The organism is Halomonas sp., assembly GCF_014859505.1.
Classification (GTDB): domain Bacteria; phylum Pseudomonadota; class Gammaproteobacteria; order Pseudomonadales; family Halomonadaceae; genus Halomonas.
Map to the genome: position 1 here is coordinate 22,987 of NZ_JACUUD010000001.1, position 20,838 is coordinate 43,824.

Below are 20,838 nucleotides of genomic sequence, written 5' to 3' on the forward strand. Positions count from 1 at the left end.
TCGCCGCCATTATCCGGAGCCCGCCCCCGGGGTCAATCGCAGGATGGTCGCAGCCGCTGTAGCGGCATTACACAAATGCCCCAGAAAAGGGCCCCGCGCGACTACAAATCGGCGGCCGCCTGGGATCTGGTATCATACGTGCATCGAACCCACCCAGGACCCAGGCGGGCCCCGCCCGTCGTTAGCCAACCGACGTGACCATGCTCAATTTCTCGCCGCTGGATCCGCCCCGCCCCGAAGGCGTGCGCGACACCCTCTACTGGCAGGCCCCCCATGGCAGCGCCGCCGCCCTGGCCCTGGCGCGCCTGGCCGAGGATGCCCCGCTGCTGGTGATCACCGCCGATACCGCCCAGGCGCTGCGCCTGGAGAGCGAACTCGCCTTCTACAGCCGAGTGCCGGTGCTGCCCTTCCCCGACTGGGAAACCCTGCCCTACGACAGCTTCTCCCCCCACCAGGACATCGTCTCGGCGCGGCTGCGCACCCTGCGCCGCCTGCAGGACGGCGAGCATGGCATCGTGCTGGTGCCCATCAACACCCTGATGCAACGCCTGCCGCCGGTGGAGTACATCGCCGGACGGGTACTCACCCTGGAGGTGGGCCAGCGACTGGATCGCGAACGCTTTCGCGAAGCGCTCTCCCGGGCCGGCTATCGAGCGGTGGAGACCGTCTTCGAACCCGGCGAGTACGCCCTGCGCGGCGCCCTGATCGACCTCTTCCCCATGGGCACCGAGGCGCCGCTGCGCATCGACCTGTTCGACGACGAGATCGACACCCTGCGCCGCTTCGACCCGGACACCCAGCGCAGCCAGGAGAAGGTCGAGGCGGTGGAACTGCTGCCGGCCCACGAATACTCGCTGTCGCGTAGCGCCATCGCCTGTTTCCGCGAGGGCTTCGAGACCCTCTTCGACGTCGACCCGCGCCAGTGCCCGCTCTATGTGGATGCCCTCAAGGGCATCCCCTCGCCTGGCCTGGAACAGTACCTGCCACTGTTCTTCGAACAGACCGCGACGCTCTTCGAACACCTCGCCGAAGGCACGCGAGTCGCCCTGATGCCCGACGTCCACGCCGCCGCAGAGCACCACTGGGCGGCCATCGAGAGCCGCTTCGAGAACCTCCGCGTCGACCCCGCTCGACCGCTACTGCCCCCCCACCGGGCCTTCGTGCCGGTGGCCGAGGTGTTCGGCGCCATCAGGTGCCACCCCCGGGTGGCACTTACCGAGGACGTCGAGCATCGCCACGCCCTCGCCCCCGCCAGCCAGGCGCTCCCCGAAGTGGGCATCAACGCGAGGGCGAAGGCCCCCCTGGCGGCGCTGTCGTCGTTTCTCGCCGACCACGCCCTGTCCCGGGTGCTGTTCGTGGCGGAATCCCGCGGGCGGCGCGAGGCCCTGGAGGAGGTCCTCGCCCCCCTGCGCCTCAGCCTGCCCCACGTGGCTGACTTCGCCGACTTCCTCGCCGGCGACAGCGCCATGGCGATCACCGAAGGCGAACTCGAGGCCGGCCTGTGGCTGACCGAGCCCGACCTCGTCGTGATCAGCGAGTCCGAGCTCTACGGCGAGGTGGTGCGCCAGACTCGCCGCCGGGAGAAGGCCACCGACGCCGACGAACTGGCCATTCGCCACCTCTCGGAGCTCCGTACCGGCTCTCCCGTGGTCCACCAGACCCATGGCGTGGGCCGCTACACGGGGCTCGAGACCCTGGAGGCCGGCGGCCAGGCCGCCGAGTTCGTGACCCTGGAGTACGCCGAAGGCGCCAGGCTCTATGTACCGGTGGAGAGCCTGCACCTGATATCGCGCTATGCCGGCGCCGACGACGAACTCGCCCCGCTGCATCGCCTCGGCTCCGACCAGTGGGAGAAGGCCCGCCGCAAGGCCGCCGAGAAGATCCGCGACACCGCCGCCGAGCTGCTCGACATCTACGCCCGCCGCGAGGCCCGGGAGGGGTTTGCCTGCGCGCCCCCCGACGCCGAGTACGCCCGTTTCGCCGCCGGTTTCCCCTTCGAGGAGACCCCGGACCAGCGCGCCGCCATCGCCGCGGTGATCGAGGACATGACCGCCCCCAGGCCCATGGACCGGGTGGTGTGTGGCGACGTGGGCTTCGGCAAGACCGAGGTAGCGATGCGCGCCGCCTTCCTGGCGGTGCACTCCGGCCGCCAGGTGGTGGTGCTGGTGCCCACCACCCTGCTCGCCCGCCAGCACTTCGAGAACTTCCGCGACCGCTTCGCCGATACCGCGGTCAACATCGAACTGGTCTCGCGCTTCACCGCCGGCAAGGGCCAGGCCGCCGCCATGGGCCGCATCGAGGAGGGTCAGGCGGACATCGTCATCGGCACCCACAAGCTGCTCGCCAAGTCGATGAAGCTGCCGAAGATGGGGCTTCTGATCATCGACGAGGAGCACCGCTTCGGGGTCGCCCAGAAGGAGCGCCTGAAGCAGCTGCGCGCCGAGGTGGACATCCTCACCATGACCGCCACCCCGATCCCGCGCACCCTCAACATGGCGATGAGCGGCATCCGCGACCTCTCCATCATCGCCACGCCCCCGGCGCGGCGTCTGTCGGTCAAGACCTTCGTACAGCGCCGCGAGGAGCCGATCATCAAGGAGGCCATCCTGCGCGAGATCCTGCGCGGCGGCCAGGTCTACTTCCTCCACAACGAGGTCAAGACCATCGAGACAGCCGCCGAGAAAGTGCGCGAACTGGTACCGGAGGCGCGGGTCGGAGTGGCCCACGGCCAGCTGCCGGAACGGGCACTCGAGCGCATCATGTCGGACTTCTACCACAAGCGCTTCAATGTGCTGGTCTGCTCCACCATCATCGAGACCGGCATCGACGTACCCAGCGCCAACACCATCCTGATCGAGCGCGCCGACAAGTTCGGCCTGGCCCAGCTGCACCAGCTGCGTGGTCGGGTCGGGCGCAGCCACCACCAGGCCTACGCCTACCTGCTGACGCCGCCGCCCAGTGCCATGACCCGGGACGCCGTCAAGCGCCTGGAGGCCATCGCCGGGGCCGAGGCGCTGGGGGCCGGCTTCACCCTAGCCAGCCATGACATGGAGATCCGCGGCGCCGGCGAGCTGCTCGGCGAGGAGCAGAGCGGCCAGATGGAGGCGATCGGCTACGGCCTCTACATGCAGATGCTCGACCGCGCCGTAGCGGCGATTCGCGCCGGCAAGACGCCCAACATCGAGGCCCCGCTGGACGAGGGGGTCGAGGTGAGCCTCAACCTGCCTGCGCTGATCCCCGACGACTACCTGCATGACGTCCAGCAGCGCCTGGTGATGTACAAGCGCATCTCCAGCGCCGCCGACGAAGCGGCGCTCAAGGAGCTGCGAGTGGAGATGATCGACCGCTTCGGCCTGCTGCCGGCACCGGTCAAGACCCTGCTGCGCCAGACGAAGCTGCGCCAGCGCGCCGAGCAGCTGGGCATCGTGAAGCTGGAGGCGGGCCCCGAGCGCGGCCGTGTGATCTTCGGCGGCCACACCCGGGTCGATCCGCTGACCCTGGTGGAACTGATCCAGCGCGAACCCGCGCGCTATCGCCTCGACGGCGCCGACACCCTGCGCTTCGAGGCGACCATGGGCAACGAGGAGGCCCGCTTCCAGGCCCTGGAACAGCTGCTCGAGACTCTCAACCGCAAGGCCGAAGCCGCCTGACCGTGCTGATGATCCCCGGGTCGCGATCCAGGGGTGCGCGCAGGGCTGGCGTACCGTGACGACTCGGGGCAATCTACACTGTCGGTTGAGCGTTTCATCGCACCCGATAACCGACGGCGACAGGCAGGGAGCGCCGGGCGCCCACGACGATGGTTGGCGTCGACCCCAGGGTCGGCGCCCCACACGAGAAGAATGACGTTGATGAACATCCCGATACTGGCAAGGCGCACGGTCCGCGGCGCCATTACTCTGGGCCTCTCCGCCCTGCTCACTACCGGCGCCCTGGCTGAGGAGCGCGACCGGCCCCGAGGCCATTTCCCGCTGCCGGAATCCGGCAATGTGATCGGCGAGAAATACACGATCACGGTCCAGGAGGGGGACACCCTGGTCGATCTGGGCCGTACCCACAACGTGGGCTACGAGGCCATCCGCATGGCCAACCCGGACGTCAGCATCTGGGCGCCCTTCGAGGGCACCGAGGTCGTGATCCCCGACCAGCACATCCTCCCGGACGCCGAGCGTGAAGGCATCGTGATCAACCTCTCCGAGATGCGGCTCTACTATTATTCCGCTCCCGGGGTCGTGGAGACCTACCCGATCAGCGTGGGCCGCGACGGCTTCGGCACCCCGGTGGGCGTGACCCGCACCACCGTCAAGGTGAAGGACCCGGCCTGGTCGCCGCCCCGTTCCATGCGCGCCGAAGCCGCCGCCCGCGGAGAGCCGGTCCCCGCGGTGGTCCCCCCAGGCCCGGACAACCCGCTGGGCCGTCACGCCATCCTGCTGGGCATCCCCAGCTACCTGATCCACGGTACCAACCGTCCCGACGGCGTCGGCATGCGCGCCAGCCGCGGCTGCATCCGCATGTTCCCCGAGGACATCGAGTCGCTCTACGAGCGCGTGCCCAGCGGCACCCGGGTCAACATCATCGACCAGCCCTTCAAGGCCGGCTGGGCCCCGGATGGCACCCTCTATGCCCAGTCCTTCCCGCCGCTGGAGGAGAACGAGGGCAGCGTCGAACCGCTGCTCAACGCCATCGAGACCGTGGCCAGGGCCTTCGGCGACGAGAAGCCACCGGTGGACTACGCCCGGCTGCGCGAACTGGTGGAGCAGCCCGACGGGCTGATCGTCTCGCTGCTGCACACCGCCGACGAAGCCCCCACCCCCGCCACGCCCTCTCCCGAGGTGGAAAGCCTCTTCGGCGGCGAGCTGGAGCTCAGCGTGAGGTAACGGCCGACCCGATACCTTAAACAAGAACCTCGAAACAAGAAGACCCCGCCGAGGCGGGGTCTTCTTGTGGTGCAGAACCGCTATTGCCCGAGGGCAGCACCGGCACTCCGGCAGGATTACTTCTGCATGGAGCGCTGGAACATGCGGTTCATTTCGTCGCGGTTCTGCTCGGACATCTGCAGGGCCGCCTGGGCGTCGCGCTGTGCCTGGTTGGCGGTGTTCTGAGCCTGGGTAGCGATGCTGCGAGCTTCTGCAGCGTCGGCCTGTGCGGACTCGGCGGTCTGGCGGACTTCTTCCAGGGCGCCACTAGAGGCACAGCCAGCCAGAATGGCCAGGGAGGCAGCGGCGGCGGTCAGCTTCAGGGTGGTCTTCAGAGTCATGGTGTTCTCCTTGAGTCTTCCTTGGGTACTGCGTTGGTGATTGCCTGAGGTCAGGCTTCCTGCACGAGCAGGCCATCTTGCAGCGACTTGTGCTGCTTAGCACAGGAGTCAAACGCTGTTTTATTATAGACAAACGCGCTTGTCCATAGCTTTGATCTTCCCTTACGCAAGTAACAGCCTAGCGGATCACGACGCGGGTGCCAATGTCGATCAGCGCGGCGAGCCGTTCAATCTGTTCATCGGTCACCGCCACGCACCCCTGGGTCCAGTGGAACTGCTGGTGAATAGCGGGGTCGCCCTTGCCGATCCCGTGGATACCGATGAAGCCGCCCAGGGCAGTCTGCTGGGGTGGATACCCCTGGCGCCGGTAGTAGTCGTAGTAGTCGTCGTAATCCTGCTGGGTAAAGACCCCCTCCTCCAGTGCCATGCGCGCATGGGACGGCGTGGGGTAATCGATCCCGATGAAGATGTGCCAGTCGCTCTCGTGGTTGAAGCGATTGACCCGGAACTCACCCAGGGGCGTGACGTTGCTGCCACGCCGCCGCGCCGCGCTGGCGCCGCCACGGCCGAGCGAGATCGGGGCGAAACGGTCCAACTGGCGGTTGCCTCGGTAGAGGGTGAGAGTCGCCTCGCGGTCGTCTACCAGCACCCACACCTCGTCGTCATGGCGGGGCACATGGGCACGAGACAGCACGGTCTCGATCAGGTTGGCGGAGGCCCCCTGGGTCCCGAGCAGCGCCACGGGTGCGCCCAGGGCCAGCAGGGTGAAACGGCGACGGGAAAGCGGAGTCATCGATAGGTCGCTCGAGCCGGGAAGGTGAGTGAATCTCCAATGTTTATAGCGCACCCAGCCCCCTTCTGTCAGGTCCCGTGCTCAACGCGGCCGGCGCTGATCCAGAGCATGGCCACCCGGCGCGGCGCCATCTAGGCTGGGGGGGGGGGAGACGGCGGCTCGACCCGCCTCCCGCGTCAGGCCTCGCGTTAACCCACCAGGAGCCCCCATGACCCGAGCGAACCGCCCCGCCCTTCCCGCCGCCTTCGCCGACGATCCCGACTTCGCCACCTGGGCCGCGGGACACGGCGTGATCCAGCACGACGCGGTGACCATCGAGCGCATCGGCCAGCTGCTGACGCACCATGCCGCCGAGCCGGCGCGCCGCCGGGCCTGGCTCAAGCGCCTCGCCGCCGCCGATCGCCTCGCCTGCATGGGCATGTGGCTGGTGGCCCACATGACCTACGCCCGCCGGGTGCGCCTGGACGGCGAGCCGCTCACCACCGAGGACTTCAAGCCCACCCCCGAGGGGCACACCGGCGGCGCGCTCAACATGGTGCCCGCCTACGTGGGCTATCTCGCCGCCAACGCCATGGGCGAGCTGACGCGCAGCTGGCTGATGGGGCAGGGGCACTGCGTGGCGGCCATCGACGCCGTCAACCTGCTGGTGGACAACATGGGCCCCGCCCACACCGCTCGCTACGCCCTGACTGGGGCCGGCCTGACGCAGCTGGTCAACGATTTCTACCGCTGCACCGTGGATCCCGACGGGCATCCCGTCTCGCCGCTGGGCAGCCACGTCAACGCCCACACCGCCGGCGGTGTGGGCGAGGGGGGCTATCTCGGCTTCGCCGGGCTCCAGTACGTGCACATGCCGCTGCCTGGCCAGCATCTGGTGGCCTTCCTCAGCGACGGCGCCTTCGAGGAGCAGCGCGGCAGCGACTGGGCCTCGCGCTGGTGGCGCGCCGAGGACTCGGGCCCGGTGGTGCCGGTGATGATCGCCAACGGCCGGCGCATCGACCAGCGCACTACCATGAGCCAGTCCGGCGGCACCGACTGGTTCGAGGACCATCTGGTACTCAACGGCTTCGCCCCGTTGACCATCGACGGCCGCGACCCCGCCGCCTTCGTCTGGGGAATCCTCACCGCCGAGGCGGAACTGGCCGACCAGGCCGGGCAGGCCCGAAACGGTCGTGGCCGCTACCCGCTGCGCCTGCCCTACGTGATCGCCGAGACGGTCAAGGGCTTCGGCTTTCCCGGGGCCGGCACCAACGCCGCCCACAACCTGCCGCTGGGCGGCAACCCCTCGGCGGACGAGGCCGCCCGCGCCGCCTTCAATGAGGGCGCTCGGGCACTGCACGTACCCGAGGAGGAGCTGCGCGCCGCCATCACCACCCTCAACAATCATGCCGAGAGCGGCCGCGTGCGCGAGCGCGACCACCCCCTGGCCGACCCTCACCCGGCCCTTCCCGTTCCTCCCGAGCTTCCCCACTGGCCCCTGGGTGAGGCCGTCTCCCCCATGGCCGCCATCGACGAGGCCTTCGTGGCCCTGGTGGACACCAACCCCGAGCTGCGGGTGCGGGTCGGCAACCCCGACGAGATGCGTTCGAACCGCCTCAACCACACACTGGACCGCCTGCAGCATAGGGTCACCGAGCCCGAGAAGGGCGTGGCCGAGGCGCTGGACGGCTGCGTGATCACGGCGCTGAACGAGGAGGCGGTGGTCAGCGCGGCGCTGGCCAACAAGCAGGGGCTGAACCTGGTGGCCAGCTACGAGGCCTTCGCCGTCAAGATGCTCGGCGCCATGCGACAGGAGGCGATCTTCGCCCGCCACTGCCGAGAGGCGGGTCGACCGCCCGGCTGGCTGTCGCTGCCGGTGCTGGCCAGCTCCCACACCTGGGAGAACGGCAAGAACGAACAGTCTCACCAGGACCCGACCCTGTGCGAGGCGTGGCTCGGCGAGATGGATGACGTGGCGCCCACGCTCTTCCCAATCGACGCCCCCAGCGCCGTCGCCGCCCTGCTCGAGCTCTATGCCAGCCGCGGGCGCATCGCGGTGATGGTGGTGCCCAAGAGCCCAGTACCGGTGCGGCTGACACCCGAACAGGCCGTGCGGCTCACCGAGGATGGTCTGATCTGTCTGCACGAAGCCGACGCCCCGCGCGTCCAGCTGTTCGCCGTGGGCGCCTACCAACTGATCGAGATGCGCCATTCCCTCGCCCGTCTGGAGGCCGCCGGCATCGCCACCAGCCTCTACGTGATCCACGCGCCAGGCAGGCTGCGCGAGGCCCGCGACGAGAACGAGGCGACGGCGGTGCTCAGCCAGTGCCGGCTCAGCACCCTGGTACCGGAGGTGCCCGCCCGGGTGTTTCTCGCCCACTGCCGCCCAGAGCCCCTGGCCGGCGTGCTGCGTCCGCTGGATACCGGCACGCGAACCCGCTTCCTGGGCTATCGCAACCGTGGGGGTACTCTGGATACCTTCGGCATGCTGTTTGCCAACCGCGCCACCTGGGCTCACGTGCTGGAGGCGGCGAGCGAGGTGGCCGGACTCGACCTCGAGGCCCTGCTCGGCGAAGCCGAGCGCGACGCCCTGGCCGGCGAGGGCGACCCGGAGGTGCTGCGTCACCCGTGACGAGGAGCGAGGGAAGGACATCGATGAGGGCCTGTCCCGCAGCAACCCTTACCCCTTACCCCTTTCAAGCGGGCAGCAGAGCCCCCATGCGCAGCACCTCGCGCAGGCTGGTGATCCCCTGCTCGGCCTTGGTCAGGCCGTCCTTCAGCATCAGCGTCTCGCCGCGCTCCAGCAGGGCTCGGCGCAGCCGCGACTCATCGGCGTTGCGCAGGATCAGGCCGTGATCGGCGGCGGTGGGCTGCCACACCTCGAAGACCCCGGTCCGACCGCGAAAACCCAGGCCGTCGCAGCGATCGCAGCCGCCGGGCAGCCAGGCCTCCTCGGGCAGCGCCACCCCCATGGCCTCCAGCCACTCGGCCTCGCGCTCGGGCAGGGGCCCGCGCTCCCGGCAGTGCTCGCAGAGCCGGCGCACCAGGCGCTGGGCCACCACCAGCCCCAGGTTGGCACTGATCTCGGCGTCCCCCAGCCCCAGGTGGCGCAGGCTGGAGACCACCCCCACCGCATCGCGGCTGTGCAGGGTACCCATCAGCGAGCGGCCGCTGCCGGCCACGCTGAGGGCGGCCCGGGCGGAGTCGGGATCGCGGATCTCGCCGATCAGCACATAGTCCGGGTCGAGGCGCAGCAGCGAGCGGATACCGCTGGCGAAATCGAGGCCGCTGGCCTCGTCCACCTGGATCTGGTTGATCCCGGGGATCTCGTACTCCACGGGATCCTCCAGGGTGATCACGTGGCTATCGGTGAGGCGCAGCTGGTTGAGCAGCGTGTAGAGGGTCGTGGTCTTGCCCGAGCCGGTGGGGCCAGCCACCAGCAGCATGCCCCCGGTCGCGTCCATCCAGCGCAGGATCCCCCGGGCGCCCTGTTCGCCGATGCCCAGGGACAGGGTGTCCCGGAAGGTCTCAGGCGGCGCCAGGAAACGGATCGCCATCTTCTCGCCCGCCACGCAACTCACCGCGGTGACCCTCAGGAAGGTCTCCTCACTCCCCTCTTCGCCGGGTGGCCAGCTGAAGCTGCCCTCGGCAGCGGCCAGGGACGGCACCGGGTTGAGGCCCGCCAGCACCTTGAACTGGTTGATGAGGCGAGCCCCCGTACCGGCATCGACGCGCAGCGCCTCGATGATCCGGCCATCGATGCGCAGGCGGATGCGCAGGTGCTCCTGGTGGGGGTCCAGATGGATATCGGTGGCCCTTGCATGCATGGCATCCTCGAGCAGGGCGTGGGCCTCCAGCACCTCGTCGCCGGCGGCAGGCGGAGTCTCCAGCAGCGGGCTCAGCCTGGGCAGCAGGCGGCGATTGGCGTGTCGGGTCGTCTCGTCGGCCATTGGAATCCTCTTCGGTCGGAGGCACCCGTCGCGGGTGCGGGCTCTCTCAGCCTAGGCGCGATCCCCGGGGCCTGCCCGCCCGGGGCCAGACGAGGCGAGTCGAGGCATGGATCGAGGAGCGGGGGCTTCGGGAGACCCGCCCAGCCCCAACCGAGCGGCGTTGCCCACCACCGAGAGCGAGCTGGTCACCATGGCCAGCACCGCCACCTGGGGCGGAATCACCATCCAGGCGGCGAGCCCCAGGGCCAGGGCATTGTAGAGCGCCGAGAGCGCGAGATTCTGGTGCATCACCCGGCGGGTGGCGCGGGCGATGGCGATGGCAGCCGGCACGCCCTGCACGCCACCCCCCAGCAGCTGGATTGCCGCGGCGTCCCTGGCGGCCGCACTGGCCTCCGCGGTGGCCACCCCCACCGTCGCCGCGGCCAGGGCCGGGGCGTCGTTGATGCCATCCCCCACGTAGAGCACCGGACCCGGCAGCGCCGACACCAGGTGGCGCTTGGCCTCCGGCGAGCGCCCACCGAAGCAGGCCTCGGGTTCGAGCCCCAGGCGCCCGCCCAGGCGGCGCACCAGCGCCGGGCGGTCGCCGCTGATCAGCGCCAGCGCCAGGCCCTGGCGGCGCAGCGCCGTCAGGGTCGCCGGGGCCGATGGGTCGGGCTCGTCCTCGAGCCACAGGGTGGCCAGCCACGCCCCGTCACGGGAGAGCACGACCTCGCTGGCCCAGGGAGGACCCGCCTCGCGCTCGGGCGACGCCGTTCCCTGGTCTATAGACCCGCCGACCAGCCAGCCAAAGGAACCGATACGCAGCGTCCTGCCGTCGGCGTCCCGGACCTCACGCCCCTGTCCGGGGTGCTCGACAATCGCCACAGGCGCCTGCCCCGGAGCAATCCCCGCCTCGGCGGCGGCGGCACGGATCGCCAGCCCCAGGGGGTGCTCGCTGCCCCACTCGGCCCGGGCCGCGAGGGCCAGCAGACGCTCGTTGCTCCGGTGCTCGTCACTCGTGGCCGCGGCCGGTTGCAGGGCGGCGAGGCGCAGGGTGCCACGGGTCAGGGTGCCGGTCTTGTCGAAAGCCACGGCGCGAGCCTGGCCGGCGAGTTCCAGGGCCGCCGGGTCGCGAAACACCACGCCGGCCTCCAGCGCTCGAGCCGTGCCCGCCAGGCTGGCCATCGGCACCGCCAGGCCCACCGCGCAGGGACAGGCCACCACCAGCACCGACAGCGCCCGCACGGCGGCCTCCTCCGGTGCTACCCCGGCCAGCAGCAGTGCGGCCAGGGTGACCAGGGAGAGGGCCAGAGCGACGGGGCTGAGCCAGGCGGCGAAGCGCTCGGCCAGACGGCGCAGCTCGCCCTTCCCCGCCTGCAGGGCCTGCACCTGGCGGTAGAGCCCATCCAGGCGGCGTGCCCCCACCCCGGCGGTCACCCGCAGGGTGAAGGGCTCGCCCAGGTTGCGACACCCCGCCGAGAGCCGTGCCCCTCGGGTCAGGATGCGCGGGCGGCTCTCACCGGTGAGCAGGGCGAGATCCAGCCGCGCCTCGGCGTCGAGCAGTTCGCCATCCAGCGCCAGCGTCTCCCCCGTCGCCACGCGAATCCGTTCGCCGGGTGCCACCTCGGCGAGGGGCACCGTCTCGCCCTCACCACCCGCCGGGAGGCGACAGGCCTTTTCGGGGAGCGGGGCCAGCCCCTCCAGGGCGCGCAGCCCGCGATAGCGCGCCAGGGTCTCCACCCAGCGCCCCGCCAGCAGCAGCACCACCAGCATCACCGCGGTATCGAAGTAGACCTCCGCCGAGCCTCGCCCCAGCAGCCACAGGGAGACCGTCAGCGCCCCGATGACGCCCAGCGAGACCAGAGCATCCATGCCGGGCCGCCCGGCGCGCAGGGTGCGCCAGGCAGCGCGGTAGAAGGGCCAGGCGGCCAGGGTCACCACCGGCAGCGCGAAGGCGCCGGAGACCCAGGCCAACACCCGCTCCAGGCGTACCTCGGGCAGGGCGCCCGCGTAGATCAGGAGTGACGCCAGCATGGTCCACATGCCGAACGCCGCGGCAAGCATCAGCCGCTTCGCCAGGTCACGGCTCTCCACGTCCAGGCGAGTGCGGGCATCCGGCGCCGACTCGAGCGCGCAGAGCCGATAGCCGAGCCGCCCCACCGCCGCGCCGATACGCTCAGGCGTCACGGCCGATGCCGCCCCCTCCACCATCAGGGTGGCGGAGAGGTAGTCCACCCCCACACGATTCACTCCAGGCAGGCGGCGCAGGCGGTGCTCCATGGCCAGGGCGCAGCTGGTGCACCACATGCCCTCCACCGAGCGCAGCAGCTGGGCCTCACCGGCCCGGGCAAGGTCGGCCTCGGTCAGGGAATCTCGTTCGACATCGAGAGAGGCGTCAGGAGCGGCCATGGGCACTCCCCTACAGGCAGGGCGGCAGGGCCACCAGGGGCAGCCCCACGAAGGCCACTCCTGCCGCCGAATAGAGATGCAGCCCGGCACCCACCAGGGCGATAAAGCGCGGCCTGCCCACGCTGGCCCGGCCGACCGCCAGCCCCCGCCAGGCCAGCCAGCCGAGCAGTGCCAGGATGGCCAGGGTCAGCACAGCTAGCCAGGCGTTGATGCCAGTGAGTGCGCCCTGCCCCGGCGACGGTGGCGCCAGTTCACAGGCCACCGAGAGGCCGGCGTAGAGCAACACGAACCACAGGCTCCAGAGGGTCAGGCCCAGCAGCAGCTGGACGGGATGGCTCGGTGCCAGCCATCGGCGCAACGGCGTCATGGGCCGGCTCCCGTCAGTCGCGGCAGCAGGGCGATGGCCGCCACCAGGATCCAGTAGACGCCCACCTGGTAGCGCCACAGCAGCGCCACCACGCCGGGCTCGAAGGGCAGCCGGGCGCCGACCAGACCCAGCCCCGCGCGCCAGGCCTGCAGCGCGGCCAGCACGGTAGCCAACCCGCCGTGGGCGAGCAGGTAGGCAAGTCCCACCAGCAGGGTGGCGTCGTGGGCCGTGGCGGTGGGCGACAGTCCCGCGACCATGAGCACCAGGACCAGCAGCGCCACATGCAGCCCGCCCAGCGCCGCGATGCCGCCAAGCGCCAGGGTCAGCCCCACCTCACGGCCGCGCCTCAGCGCCGCCACCCGCCGCTCCAGCCACAGACTGCCCAGGGTGAGGGCCGCCCCGGAGGCCAGCAGCAGCGGCAGCGAGAGAGGCGAGCGCGCCGGCATCTGCCATTCGGGCGAGACCGTCCACAGATAGAACCAGCCGAACAGCAGCGACAGGAAGAAGGCGCCGTCGGCTAGCAGCGCCACCCCCATGGTCCAGCGCCCGGGGCCGTCGGCGGTACGCGAGTGCAGCGGCGGGTCCTCGGGTTCATCATGCCGAAGGGGGGCGGCCCGGGAGTGGCCACCGTTCTCCCAGGACCAGCGCAGCAGCAGCACCCCGGCGCCGGCCAGGCCCAGCAGCGCCAGTGGATAGAGACGCGTGAGCAGGCTCACGCAGACCACCGCCAGGCAGAGCGCGGCGTAGAGGGGCAGCAGGCTGTTGCCAGGCAAGTGGATCACCTGGCGCACCCGACCGGTCAGGGCCTCGCTGCCGAACAGCTCGCGGCGGCCGTGGGCGGCACCGGGCCGGGCATGCTCACCCCGGGCGATCTCCTCCCCCAGGGAGGGGCTTTCCCACAGCGGATGGCGGCTCTCCACCCGCGGAAGACTGGCGAAGTTGTAGCTGGCCGGCGGCATCGCCAGGCTCCACTCCAGGGTATCGGCCCCCCAGGGGTTGGGCGGTGCGCGGCGCCCGTAGCGGCCGTGGAGCACGAGGTCCACCAGCACCGCGGCGATGCCCGCCGCCATCATGAACCCGCCGATGGAGGAGATCAGGTTGTAGAGGTCCCAGCCCATGGCACTGTCGTAGGTGTAGACGCGCCGCGGCATGCCAAGCAGGCCGGTCCAGTGCATGATCAGAAAGGTGAGGTTGAAGCCCAGGAAGGTGAGCCAGAAGCCGAGGCGGCCGAGGGGTTCCGAGGGCATGCGCCCGGTGACCAGCGGCAGCCAGTAGTAGGCCCCGGCCAGCAGCGGGAAGAACATGCCGCCCACCAGCACATAGTGCAGGTGGGCCACCACGAAGTGAGTGTCGTGGACCTGCCAGTTGAAGGGCACCAGCGCCAGCATCACGCCGGTGAGCCCGCCGCAGACGAAAATCACCAGAAAGCCCGTGACCCACAGCATCGGCAGGGTCATGCGCGGCCGGCCCAGCCACAGCGTGGCCAGCCACACGAAGACCTGGATGGCGGTGGGAACCGCCACCAGCATGCTGGCCGCCGAGAAGAAGGCCTGGGCGAGCTGGGGGATGCCCACGGTGAACATGTGGTGCACCCAGAGCCCGAAGCTGATGAAGCCGGTGATGACGATGGCTGCCACCACCCAGCCGTAGCCGACGATGGGGCGTCCCGCGAACACGGGGATCAGGGTCGAGACGATGCCCGCCGCCGGCAGGAAGATGATGTAGACCTCGGGGTGGCCGAACAGCCAGAAGAGGTGCTGCCAGAGGATGGGATCGCCGCCGCCGGCCACCGTGAAGAAGGGCATCCCGGCGGCGCGCTCCAGCTCCAGCAGCACGCTGCCGAGTATCAAGGGTGGGAAGCCCACCACGATCATCAGCGCCATGGCCAGGATGTACCAGGCAAACAGGGGCATGCGATGCAGCGCCATGCCCGGCGCCCGGGTGCGCAGGATCGATACCGTGAGCTCCACCCCGGCGGAGAGCGCCGAGATCTCCACGAAGGTGATGCCCAGCAGCCAGAAGTCGGAGCCCGGGCCGGGGGCGTACTCGCTGCTGCTCAGCGGGGTATACATGAACCAGCCGCTGTCCGGGGCCATCTCCAGCAGCAGGCTGGCGAAGAGGATGATCCCGCCGAACAGATAGCACCAGTAGCCGAAGGCGGTGAGCCGCGGACAGGCCAGGTCCCGGGCGCCGATCATCTTGGGGATCAGGTAGATCGCCAGCCCCTCCAGCATGGGGATGGCGAACAGGAACATCATCACCGTGCCGTGCATGGTGGTGACCTGGGCATAGATCTCCGGCGACATGAAGGCCTGGTCGGGCAGCGCCAGCTGGGTGCGAATGAGCATCGCCAGCACCCCGCCGAGCAGGAAGAAGACCAGCCCCGTAAACATGAAGCGCAGCCCCAGGGTGCTGTGGTTGACCACGCTGAGCCTGCCGCGCCAGCCGGGCGAGTTGCCCCAGACCGCCGAAAGTTCCTGGTGCAGGTGCTCGGCCTCGGGGGTCGGCCGCATCGATTCGCTCATGGGCGCAGGGTCTCCAGCCAGGCGCCCAGGGCCTCGAGTGCCTCGGGCGCGAGATGGTCATGGGCGGGCATGCGATTGCCGGGCTTGAGGCGCTGGTGCTCGGCAAGCCAGCGGGCAATGGCGCCCTTCTCCATGGCCAGGGTGCCGGCGCCGAGGGTGGCGCGGGCGCCGATGTCCGTGAGATCCGGCCCCACGTCGCCCTGGCTGAGCCCCGCCACCCGGTGGCAGCTGGCGCACTGTTCAGTGAAGGTGTCACGTGCCAGGGCATGCTCGTCGGCAGGCGCCGGCGGAGGCCCACGCCGGGCCGCCAGCCAGGCCTCGAAGTCCTCCGGCGGCACGGCCTCCAGGTGGAGCTGCATATGGGCGTGCTGGACACCGCAGTACTCGGCACACTGGGCGCCGAACACCCCCGGGGCGTCGGCCTCCAGGCGGATGCGGTTGATGCGCCCGGGAATCATGTCGATCTTGCCGCCCAGGCGCGGCACCCAGAAGGCATGGATGACATCGGCGCCGATGACGTGGAAGTCCACCGGCTCGCCCGCCGGCATCACCAGGTGGTTGGCGGTGACCACCTCGCCCGCCTCGTCCGGGTAGCGCACCTCCCACCACCACTGGTGGCCGGTGACCTCGATCACCCTGGGTGCCTCTCCCCCGGGCAGCGGCAGGGGCAGCAGGCGCTGCCCGGTGGGCACCCCGAAGGCCAGCAGCACCAGGATGCTCACCCCCGGCAGCAGGATGCCACCACCCAGGATCCAGCCCAGCCCCAGGCGGCGCTCCTGGCCGGGGCCGGGCTCGGCGCGGTCACGCGGGCGGAAGGCGGCCAGCCACAGGCCCACCACCGCCAGGAACACCAGGCCGAAGCCGATCAGCATGCCCCACCACAGCCAGGCCACGTCCCGGGCCGCGGGCCCGGCCGGGGCGAGGATCGAGTGGCTACCGCTGCAGCCGGCCAACCCCATGGTGAGCGCCACTGCCAGCGCCCCGCCCGCCCCTTCGAGCCGCGCCCGGCGCGGCGGACCCGGGTTGACCCGTCGGCCGCCGCGTCCTTCACTGAGGGGGACGCCACCCATGACGCCATCGACAGGGACGCCGCCATGCCAACGCCCCCCCAGCGCTCCATCCACAGCCGCGCCGCCGTTGCGGGCCACCCGCTGCATCCCGTGATGATTCACTTCCCGGTGGCCGCCCTGCTCGCCCTGGTCGCCAGCGACCTGGGCTATCTCTATACGGGGGACCCCTTCTGGACCCGCGCCTCGCTGTGGCTGGCCGGGGTGGGCGCCTTCGGCGGCTGGATCGCCAGCCTGGCCGGCCTCATCGATCTGGTGACGGTCAAGCGCATTCGCCGCCTGATCACCGCCTGGAGCCACGCCATGGTGGCGGTGGTGTTGCTCTCGCTGGCCTCCCTGAACTGGTTGTGGCGCTTCGCGGGGGAGGCCCTGCTGCCCTGGGGGCTGGTATTGAGCCTGGCCTCTGCGGCGCTTATCGCCCTGGCCGGTTTTCTTGGCGGACAGCTGGTCTACGAACACGCGGTGGGCGTGGATCTGGACGACTGACGGCAGACGACTCGACATTCGCTCTTCTCCCGGGCTCAGAGTTCCGGCTTGGCCAGCACCAGGCCGACTACCGCCAGCATGGCGAGCCCGGCAACGCCGCCAGTCAGCATGGCGCCGGCGGCCACCCACCTTGGCTGACCATGCTCCAGGCGCAGCAGCAGCCAGCCGCACAGCCCGTGAGCCAGCACCATGGCACTCACCGCCAGCAGCTTGAGCACCAGCCAGGGGCCGGCCAGGTCGTGGAGCAGGAACAGCAGGGTGCCTGAGGCAATGGTGAGCAGCGCGGCAGGGCTCGCCAGGCTGTTGTAGAGCAGGCGTGGCAGCGGCGGCGCGGCGGGCGAAAAGCCCTGGGCCACTCGCTCCGGCCGGGCCAGCTGACAGAGCAGCGCCGGCAGGTAGAGCAGCAGCCCGCACCAGCTCACCAGGGCGATGATATGCAGGAACTTGATCCAGGGCATGGGCGTCCTTGCGACGACGCCGGCCCGCGGCCGGCAACACCCTCACCCTAGTCCAGCGGCGCCGAAGCCACCAAATGCCACCTCAACGCCGTGGCCGATCAGCCGAACAGGCCCTGGCTTCTCAGGTAGTCATCGTAGCTGCCACTGAAGTCGGTGATCCCCGACTCGTTCATGTCGAGGATGCGGGTGGCCAGGGAGGCGACGAACTCGCGGTCGTGGCTGACGAAGATCAGGGTGCCCGGGTAATTCTCCAGGGCCAGGTTGAGCGCCTCGATGGACTCCATGTCCAGGTGGTTGGTGGGCTCGTCCATCAGCAGCACGTTGGGACGGGTCAGGATCAGCTTGCCGAACAGCATGCGCCCCTGCTCGCCGCCGGAGATCACCTTGACCGACTTGCCGATATCGTCGCTGGAGAAGAGCATCCGCCCCAGGGCGCCGCGGATCACCTGCTCCCCGCCGTCGGTCCACTGGGCCATCCACTCGAACAGGGTCGCGTCGTTGGCGAAGTCGTCGGCGTGGTCCTGGGCGAAGATGCCCAGGTCGGCGCTGTCGGTCCATTTCACGCTGCCGGACAGCGGCGCAAGCTCGCCGGCCAGGGTGCGCAGCAGCGTGGTCTTGCCGATGCCGTTGGGGCCGATGATGGCGATGCGCTCGCCGGCTTCCACGGTCATGCCGAAGCGCTCGATCAGCGGCGCCTCGCCGGGGTAACCCTGGGTGAGCCCCTCCACGTTGACCGCATTGCGATGGATCTTGCGCGCCTGCTCGAAGCGGATGAAGGGGCTGACACGGCTGGAGGGCTTGATCTCCTCGAGCTTGATCTTGTCGATCTGGCGCGCCCGGGAAGTGGCCTGCTTGGCCTTGGAGGCGTTGGCCGAGAAGCGGCTGACGAAGGCCTGCAGATCGGCGATCTGCGCCTTCTTCTTGGCGTTGTCGGCATGCTGGCGCTCGCGGGCGGCGGTGGCCGCGGTCATGTACTCGTCGTAGTTGCCCGGGAACAGACGGATCTCGCCGTAGTCCAGGTCTGCCATATGGGTACAGACGCTGTTGAGGAAGTGGCGGTCATGGGAAATGATGATCATGGTGCTGTTGCGCGCCTTCAGCATCCCTTCCAGCCAGCGAATGGTATTGATATCCAGGTGGTTGGTGGGTTCGTCGAGCAGCAGCACGTCGGGGTCGGCGAACAGCGCCTGGGCCAGCAGCACGCGCAGCTTCCAGCCCGGGGCCACCTCGCTCATGGGCCCCGTGTGCTGCTCGAGGGGAATGCCGAGCCCCAGCAGCAGCTCACCGGCCCGGGCCTCGGCGGTATAGCCGTCGAGTTCGGCGAAGCGAACCTCCAGGTCGGCCACCGCCATGCCGTCTTCCTCGCTCATTTCGGGCAGCGAGTAGATGCGCTCGCGCTCGGCGGCCACCCGGGAAAGCTCGGCATTGCCCATGATCACGGTGTCGATGACCCGCTCGTCCTCGTAGGCGAACTGGTCCTGACGCAGCTTGCCGAGCCGGGCGCCGTTCTCGACCATCACCTGGCCCGAGGAGGGCTCCAGGTCGCCACCGAGGATCTTCATGAAGGTGGACTTGCCGCAGCCGTTGGCCCCGATCAGGCCGTAGCGGTGGCCGTTGCCGAACTTGATGGAGACGTTCTCGAACAGGGGCTTGGCCCCGAACTGCATGGTGATGTTGGCGGTGGAGATCAAGGAGAGGGTCCGGTCGGTGCATGGAAGGGGCGCGATTGTACCGGTTCTAGGCGCGCGTCACACCGTGGAGGGACCCGAAAGGGCCATTGAAGATGGCTGAATCGCTCGGGGCTGTTCCGGCGACAAGCCTGCGGGGAGGCGCTGTGAATACCTCCTTGTACGCTACCGACGCCATCCCTGGCGTAGGACCTCCCCTTCGGCTTGTCCCCGGCGCCCCTCGCTATAGATAACGGCGCTAGCCCTGGCCGGCCCGAAACGCCGGGGCCGCGCATCATGCCGCAGGAGGGTGACTCAGTCCTGACGCTCCACGTTGAAGATGCTCTGCAGCTTGTGCTTCTTGCCGTAGATATGCACCGTGGTCTCGTCGAAGGGAAAGCGCTCCAGGTAGGGACTCTTGGCATTGAAGCGCGGCTTGTGGGCGTTGATCATCGCCGCGGCCAGGCGCTCGCGGTTGGCGCTGCCGCAGAGGCCCACGGCATACCAGATCTCCTCGTCGGGCTGCGGGAAGGCGTGCCACGTCTCCCGCATCTCGTCGTGCTGGATGCCGTACCGGGCGCTGCGATGCTCGCCCACGTAGAGCAGCTCCTGAACGTCCATCTCCTCGGTCTCGGGGTCCTTCGCCGCACGGAACACGCAGTAGATGCCGGATTCGTCCGGCGCCTCCCCGAGGGTCTCCTCGGTCCAGTAGCCCAGCATCTTGGGGGATAGCATCTGATCGGTCATGATGGCCTCCTCAGTAGTCCTCGAGTCGTTGCATATCCCTGGCGATGCGACGCACCTCGGCCTCGTGCCCCTTGGAGAGCGCCTCGAAGAAGGCCGTCTCCTCGCTGCCGGCGGCCAGTTCGGCACGATGGGCATAGAGGTCCTGAAGGGTCCGATGAGCCGTCAGCGCCGTGGAGAGCACGCTCTGGACGGTCTCGCAGTCGATGCAGTCGGGCAGGCGTTCGAGCACCGGCGGGTGGGGGAAATCGGCGGGGTCGTCGAACCAGGTCTCCAGTACCTGGCTGTGGTCGGTGCCGTCCTCCAGATACCCGGTCAGGTCGTTCTCCATCTTGCGCTCATGCTCCGCCAGATACTCCAGCGCCATGCGCACGCGCTCCTCCACGCCACCCCCGGCCAGCGCCGTGAACCGCTCGGCAAGTCGTCGATGGTAGCCGGCGGCCCAGGTGACCAACTCCTTTACCTGATGAAAACGCATGACTGCTCCTCCTCATCGTTGTCGTCATCGCGGCCGCTCTGCCGCCCTGCTCCTGTCTTTATCCTAGCCAAGGCGGGCGGCGCCTGCTTGACGTATATCAACGACAGGCAATGAAGGGTGCTGATGTCGGAACTCATGGCTGCACTAGCGCAGCAGGGAGGCCTCGACGGCCACGAAATCGTTGGCGGCGCGCACCAGGGAATCGGCGGTGAGACGCGCCACCCCGACCACAGTCACCCGGATGCCGAAGCGCTCGCGCAGGCGGTCCACCAGCAGGTCGAAGTCGCCGTCGCCGGAGACCAGTACCAGGTGGTCGACAAGCGGCCCCGCCTCCATGGCGTCCAGGGCGATGCCGACGTCCCAGTCACCCTTGGCGGAGCCGTCGCGGCGCTGGATGAAGGGCTTGAGCCTGACGTCGAAACCGATGCCGCGCAGGATATCCTGGAACTGTCGCTGGCGGGGGTCGCCGCGATCCACCGCGTAGGCGTTGGCCACCACCACCTCGCGACCGGCGGCGAAGCGCGCCCAGAAGGCGTGGTAGTCGAAGTGCCGGCCAAAGGCCTCGCGGGTGGTGTAGTAGACGTTCTGCACGTCGACGAAGAGGGCGACACGCTCCATGGGGCTGGCCTCGACCGGGAAGGAGGCCCTCAGCGTGACACAGTCGCCGCCTCGCCGTCGC

At 69.6% G+C, this 20,838-nt stretch carries 16 protein-coding genes; 4 read left to right on the forward strand and 12 right to left on the reverse strand.

Annotation, left to right across the window (positions count from 1 at the left end; translation table 11 throughout):
• Positions 1 to 200: 200 nt before the first annotated feature.
• A complete protein-coding gene (gene mfd / locus IBX53_RS00115) occupies positions 201 to 3,650 on the forward strand; it encodes a transcription-repair coupling factor (protein WP_290903547.1) in 3,450 nt (1,149 codons plus the stop codon).
• A gap of 201 nt (positions 3,651 to 3,851) precedes the next feature.
• On the forward strand, positions 3,852 to 4,877 hold the full coding sequence (locus tag IBX53_RS00120; RefSeq protein WP_290903549.1) for a L,D-transpeptidase family protein: 1,026 nt from the start codon (positions 3,852 to 3,854) through the stop codon (positions 4,875 to 4,877).
• A gap of 116 nt (positions 4,878 to 4,993) precedes the next feature.
• Here IBX53_RS00120 and IBX53_RS00125 read toward each other — a convergent pair whose 3' ends face one another.
• Both IBX53_RS00125 and IBX53_RS00130 read right to left on the reverse strand, forming a co-directional pair.
• Complete coding sequence (locus IBX53_RS00125; RefSeq protein WP_290903551.1) at positions 4,994 to 5,257, reverse strand: Lpp/OprI family alanine-zipper lipoprotein; 264 nt, start codon at positions 5,255 to 5,257, stop codon at positions 4,994 to 4,996.
• Positions 5,258 to 5,435: 178 nt separating this feature from the next.
• Entirely contained in the window at positions 5,436 to 6,050 is a 615-nt protein-coding gene (locus IBX53_RS00130) for a murein L,D-transpeptidase family protein (RefSeq protein WP_290903553.1), read from the reverse strand.
• Positions 6,051 to 6,258: 208 nt separating this feature from the next.
• Here IBX53_RS00130 and IBX53_RS00135 point away from each other — a divergent pair, with 208 nt between their 5' ends.
• A complete protein-coding gene (locus IBX53_RS00135; protein ID WP_290903555.1) occupies positions 6,259 to 8,661 on the forward strand; it encodes a xylulose 5-phosphate 3-epimerase in 2,403 nt (800 codons plus the stop codon).
• Positions 8,662 to 8,725: 64 nt separating this feature from the next.
• Here IBX53_RS00135 and IBX53_RS00140 read toward each other — a convergent pair whose 3' ends face one another.
• The 5 genes from IBX53_RS00140 to coxB are packed head-to-tail and all read right to left on the reverse strand — an operon-like array spanning position 8,726 to position 16,329.
• Positions 8,726 to 9,979 carry a GspE/PulE family protein gene (locus IBX53_RS00140; protein WP_290903557.1) on the reverse strand — a complete coding sequence of 418 codons (1,254 nt, stop codon included), beginning with the start codon at positions 9,977 to 9,979 and terminating at the stop codon, positions 8,726 to 8,728.
• Positions 9,980 to 10,030: 51 nt separating this feature from the next.
• Positions 10,031 to 12,367 (reverse strand): cation-translocating P-type ATPase, encoded by a 2,337-nt coding sequence (locus IBX53_RS00145; protein WP_290903559.1) that lies wholly within the window; start codon positions 12,365 to 12,367, stop codon positions 10,031 to 10,033.
• 10 nt (positions 12,368 to 12,377) lie between these two features.
• Complete coding sequence (locus tag IBX53_RS00150; RefSeq protein ID WP_290903561.1) at positions 12,378 to 12,734, reverse strand: hypothetical protein; 357 nt, start codon at positions 12,732 to 12,734, stop codon at positions 12,378 to 12,380.
• Positions 12,731 to 15,259 carry a cytochrome c oxidase subunit I gene (gene ctaD / locus IBX53_RS00155; RefSeq protein WP_290903564.1) on the reverse strand — a complete coding sequence of 843 codons (2,529 nt, stop codon included), beginning with the start codon at positions 15,257 to 15,259 and terminating at the stop codon, positions 12,731 to 12,733. Before ctaD ends, IBX53_RS00150 begins: the two co-directional genes overlap by 4 nt.
• Complete coding sequence (coxB, locus tag IBX53_RS00160; protein ID WP_367171512.1) at positions 15,256 to 16,329, reverse strand: cytochrome c oxidase subunit II; 1,074 nt, start codon at positions 16,327 to 16,329, stop codon at positions 15,256 to 15,258. Before coxB ends, ctaD begins: the two co-directional genes overlap by 4 nt.
• Before the next feature lie 24 nt (positions 16,330 to 16,353).
• Here coxB and IBX53_RS00165 point away from each other — a divergent pair, with 24 nt between their 5' ends.
• Complete coding sequence (locus tag IBX53_RS00165) at positions 16,354 to 16,812, forward strand: DUF2231 domain-containing protein (RefSeq protein WP_290903567.1); 459 nt, start codon at positions 16,354 to 16,356, stop codon at positions 16,810 to 16,812.
• A 35-nt stretch (positions 16,813 to 16,847) separates the two neighbouring features.
• On the opposite strand, the gene IBX53_RS00170 is transcribed toward IBX53_RS00165, so the two are convergent.
• From IBX53_RS00170 to IBX53_RS00190, 5 genes are all read right to left on the reverse strand, one after another.
• Positions 16,848 to 17,270, reverse strand: coding sequence for a CopD family protein (locus tag IBX53_RS00170; protein ID WP_290903569.1), 423 nt, complete (start codon positions 17,268 to 17,270; stop codon positions 16,848 to 16,850).
• Positions 17,271 to 17,368: 98 nt separating this feature from the next.
• A complete protein-coding gene (locus IBX53_RS00175; protein ID WP_290903571.1) occupies positions 17,369 to 18,961 on the reverse strand; it encodes an ABC-F family ATPase in 1,593 nt (530 codons plus the stop codon).
• Positions 18,962 to 19,252: 291 nt separating this feature from the next.
• Positions 19,253 to 19,684 (reverse strand): hypothetical protein, encoded by a 432-nt coding sequence (locus IBX53_RS00180; RefSeq protein WP_290903572.1) that lies wholly within the window; start codon positions 19,682 to 19,684, stop codon positions 19,253 to 19,255.
• Between the two features lie 10 nt (positions 19,685 to 19,694).
• Positions 19,695 to 20,159 (reverse strand): 2-hydroxyacyl-CoA dehydratase, encoded by a 465-nt coding sequence (locus tag IBX53_RS00185; protein WP_290903574.1) that lies wholly within the window; start codon positions 20,157 to 20,159, stop codon positions 19,695 to 19,697.
• 144 nt (positions 20,160 to 20,303) lie between these two features.
• Positions 20,304 to 20,777 carry an NYN domain-containing protein gene (locus IBX53_RS00190; RefSeq protein WP_290903576.1) on the reverse strand — a complete coding sequence of 158 codons (474 nt, stop codon included), beginning with the start codon at positions 20,775 to 20,777 and terminating at the stop codon, positions 20,304 to 20,306.
• Positions 20,778 to 20,838 lie beyond the last annotated feature (61 nt).

Excerpts from the sequence above, each read along its gene's own strand:
- mfd (WP_290903547.1), top strand. The coding sequence starts at position 201 with ATGCTCAATTTCTCGCCGCTGGATCCGCCCCGCCCCGAAGGCGTGCGC.
- IBX53_RS00120 (WP_290903549.1), top strand. The coding sequence starts at position 3,852 with ATGAACATCCCGATACTGGCAAGGCGCACGGTCCGCGGCGCCATTACT.
- IBX53_RS00125 (WP_290903551.1), bottom strand. The coding sequence starts at position 5,257 with ATGACTCTGAAGACCACCCTGAAGCTGACCGCCGCCGCTGCCTCCCTG.
- IBX53_RS00130 (WP_290903553.1), bottom strand. The coding sequence starts at position 6,050 with ATGACTCCGCTTTCCCGTCGCCGTTTCACCCTGCTGGCCCTGGGCGCA.
- IBX53_RS00135 (WP_290903555.1), top strand. The coding sequence starts at position 6,259 with ATGACCCGAGCGAACCGCCCCGCCCTTCCCGCCGCCTTCGCCGACGAT.
- IBX53_RS00140 (WP_290903557.1), bottom strand. The coding sequence starts at position 9,979 with ATGGCCGACGAGACGACCCGACACGCCAATCGCCGCCTGCTGCCCAGG.
- IBX53_RS00145 (WP_290903559.1), bottom strand. The coding sequence starts at position 12,367 with ATGGCCGCTCCTGACGCCTCTCTCGATGTCGAACGAGATTCCCTGACC.
- IBX53_RS00150 (WP_290903561.1), bottom strand. The coding sequence starts at position 12,734 with ATGACGCCGTTGCGCCGATGGCTGGCACCGAGCCATCCCGTCCAGCTG.
- ctaD (WP_290903564.1), bottom strand. The coding sequence starts at position 15,259 with ATGAGCGAATCGATGCGGCCGACCCCCGAGGCCGAGCACCTGCACCAG.
- coxB (WP_367171512.1), bottom strand. The coding sequence starts at position 16,329 with ATGGGTGGCGTCCCCCTCAGTGAAGGACGCGGCGGCCGACGGGTCAAC.
- IBX53_RS00165 (WP_290903567.1), top strand. The coding sequence starts at position 16,354 with ATGCCAACGCCCCCCCAGCGCTCCATCCACAGCCGCGCCGCCGTTGCG.
- IBX53_RS00170 (WP_290903569.1), bottom strand. The coding sequence starts at position 17,270 with ATGCCCTGGATCAAGTTCCTGCATATCATCGCCCTGGTGAGCTGGTGC.
- IBX53_RS00180 (WP_290903572.1), bottom strand. The coding sequence starts at position 19,684 with ATGACCGATCAGATGCTATCCCCCAAGATGCTGGGCTACTGGACCGAG.
- IBX53_RS00185 (WP_290903574.1), bottom strand. The coding sequence starts at position 20,159 with ATGCGTTTTCATCAGGTAAAGGAGTTGGTCACCTGGGCCGCCGGCTAC.
- IBX53_RS00190 (WP_290903576.1), bottom strand. The coding sequence starts at position 20,777 with ATGGAGCGTGTCGCCCTCTTCGTCGACGTGCAGAACGTCTACTACACC.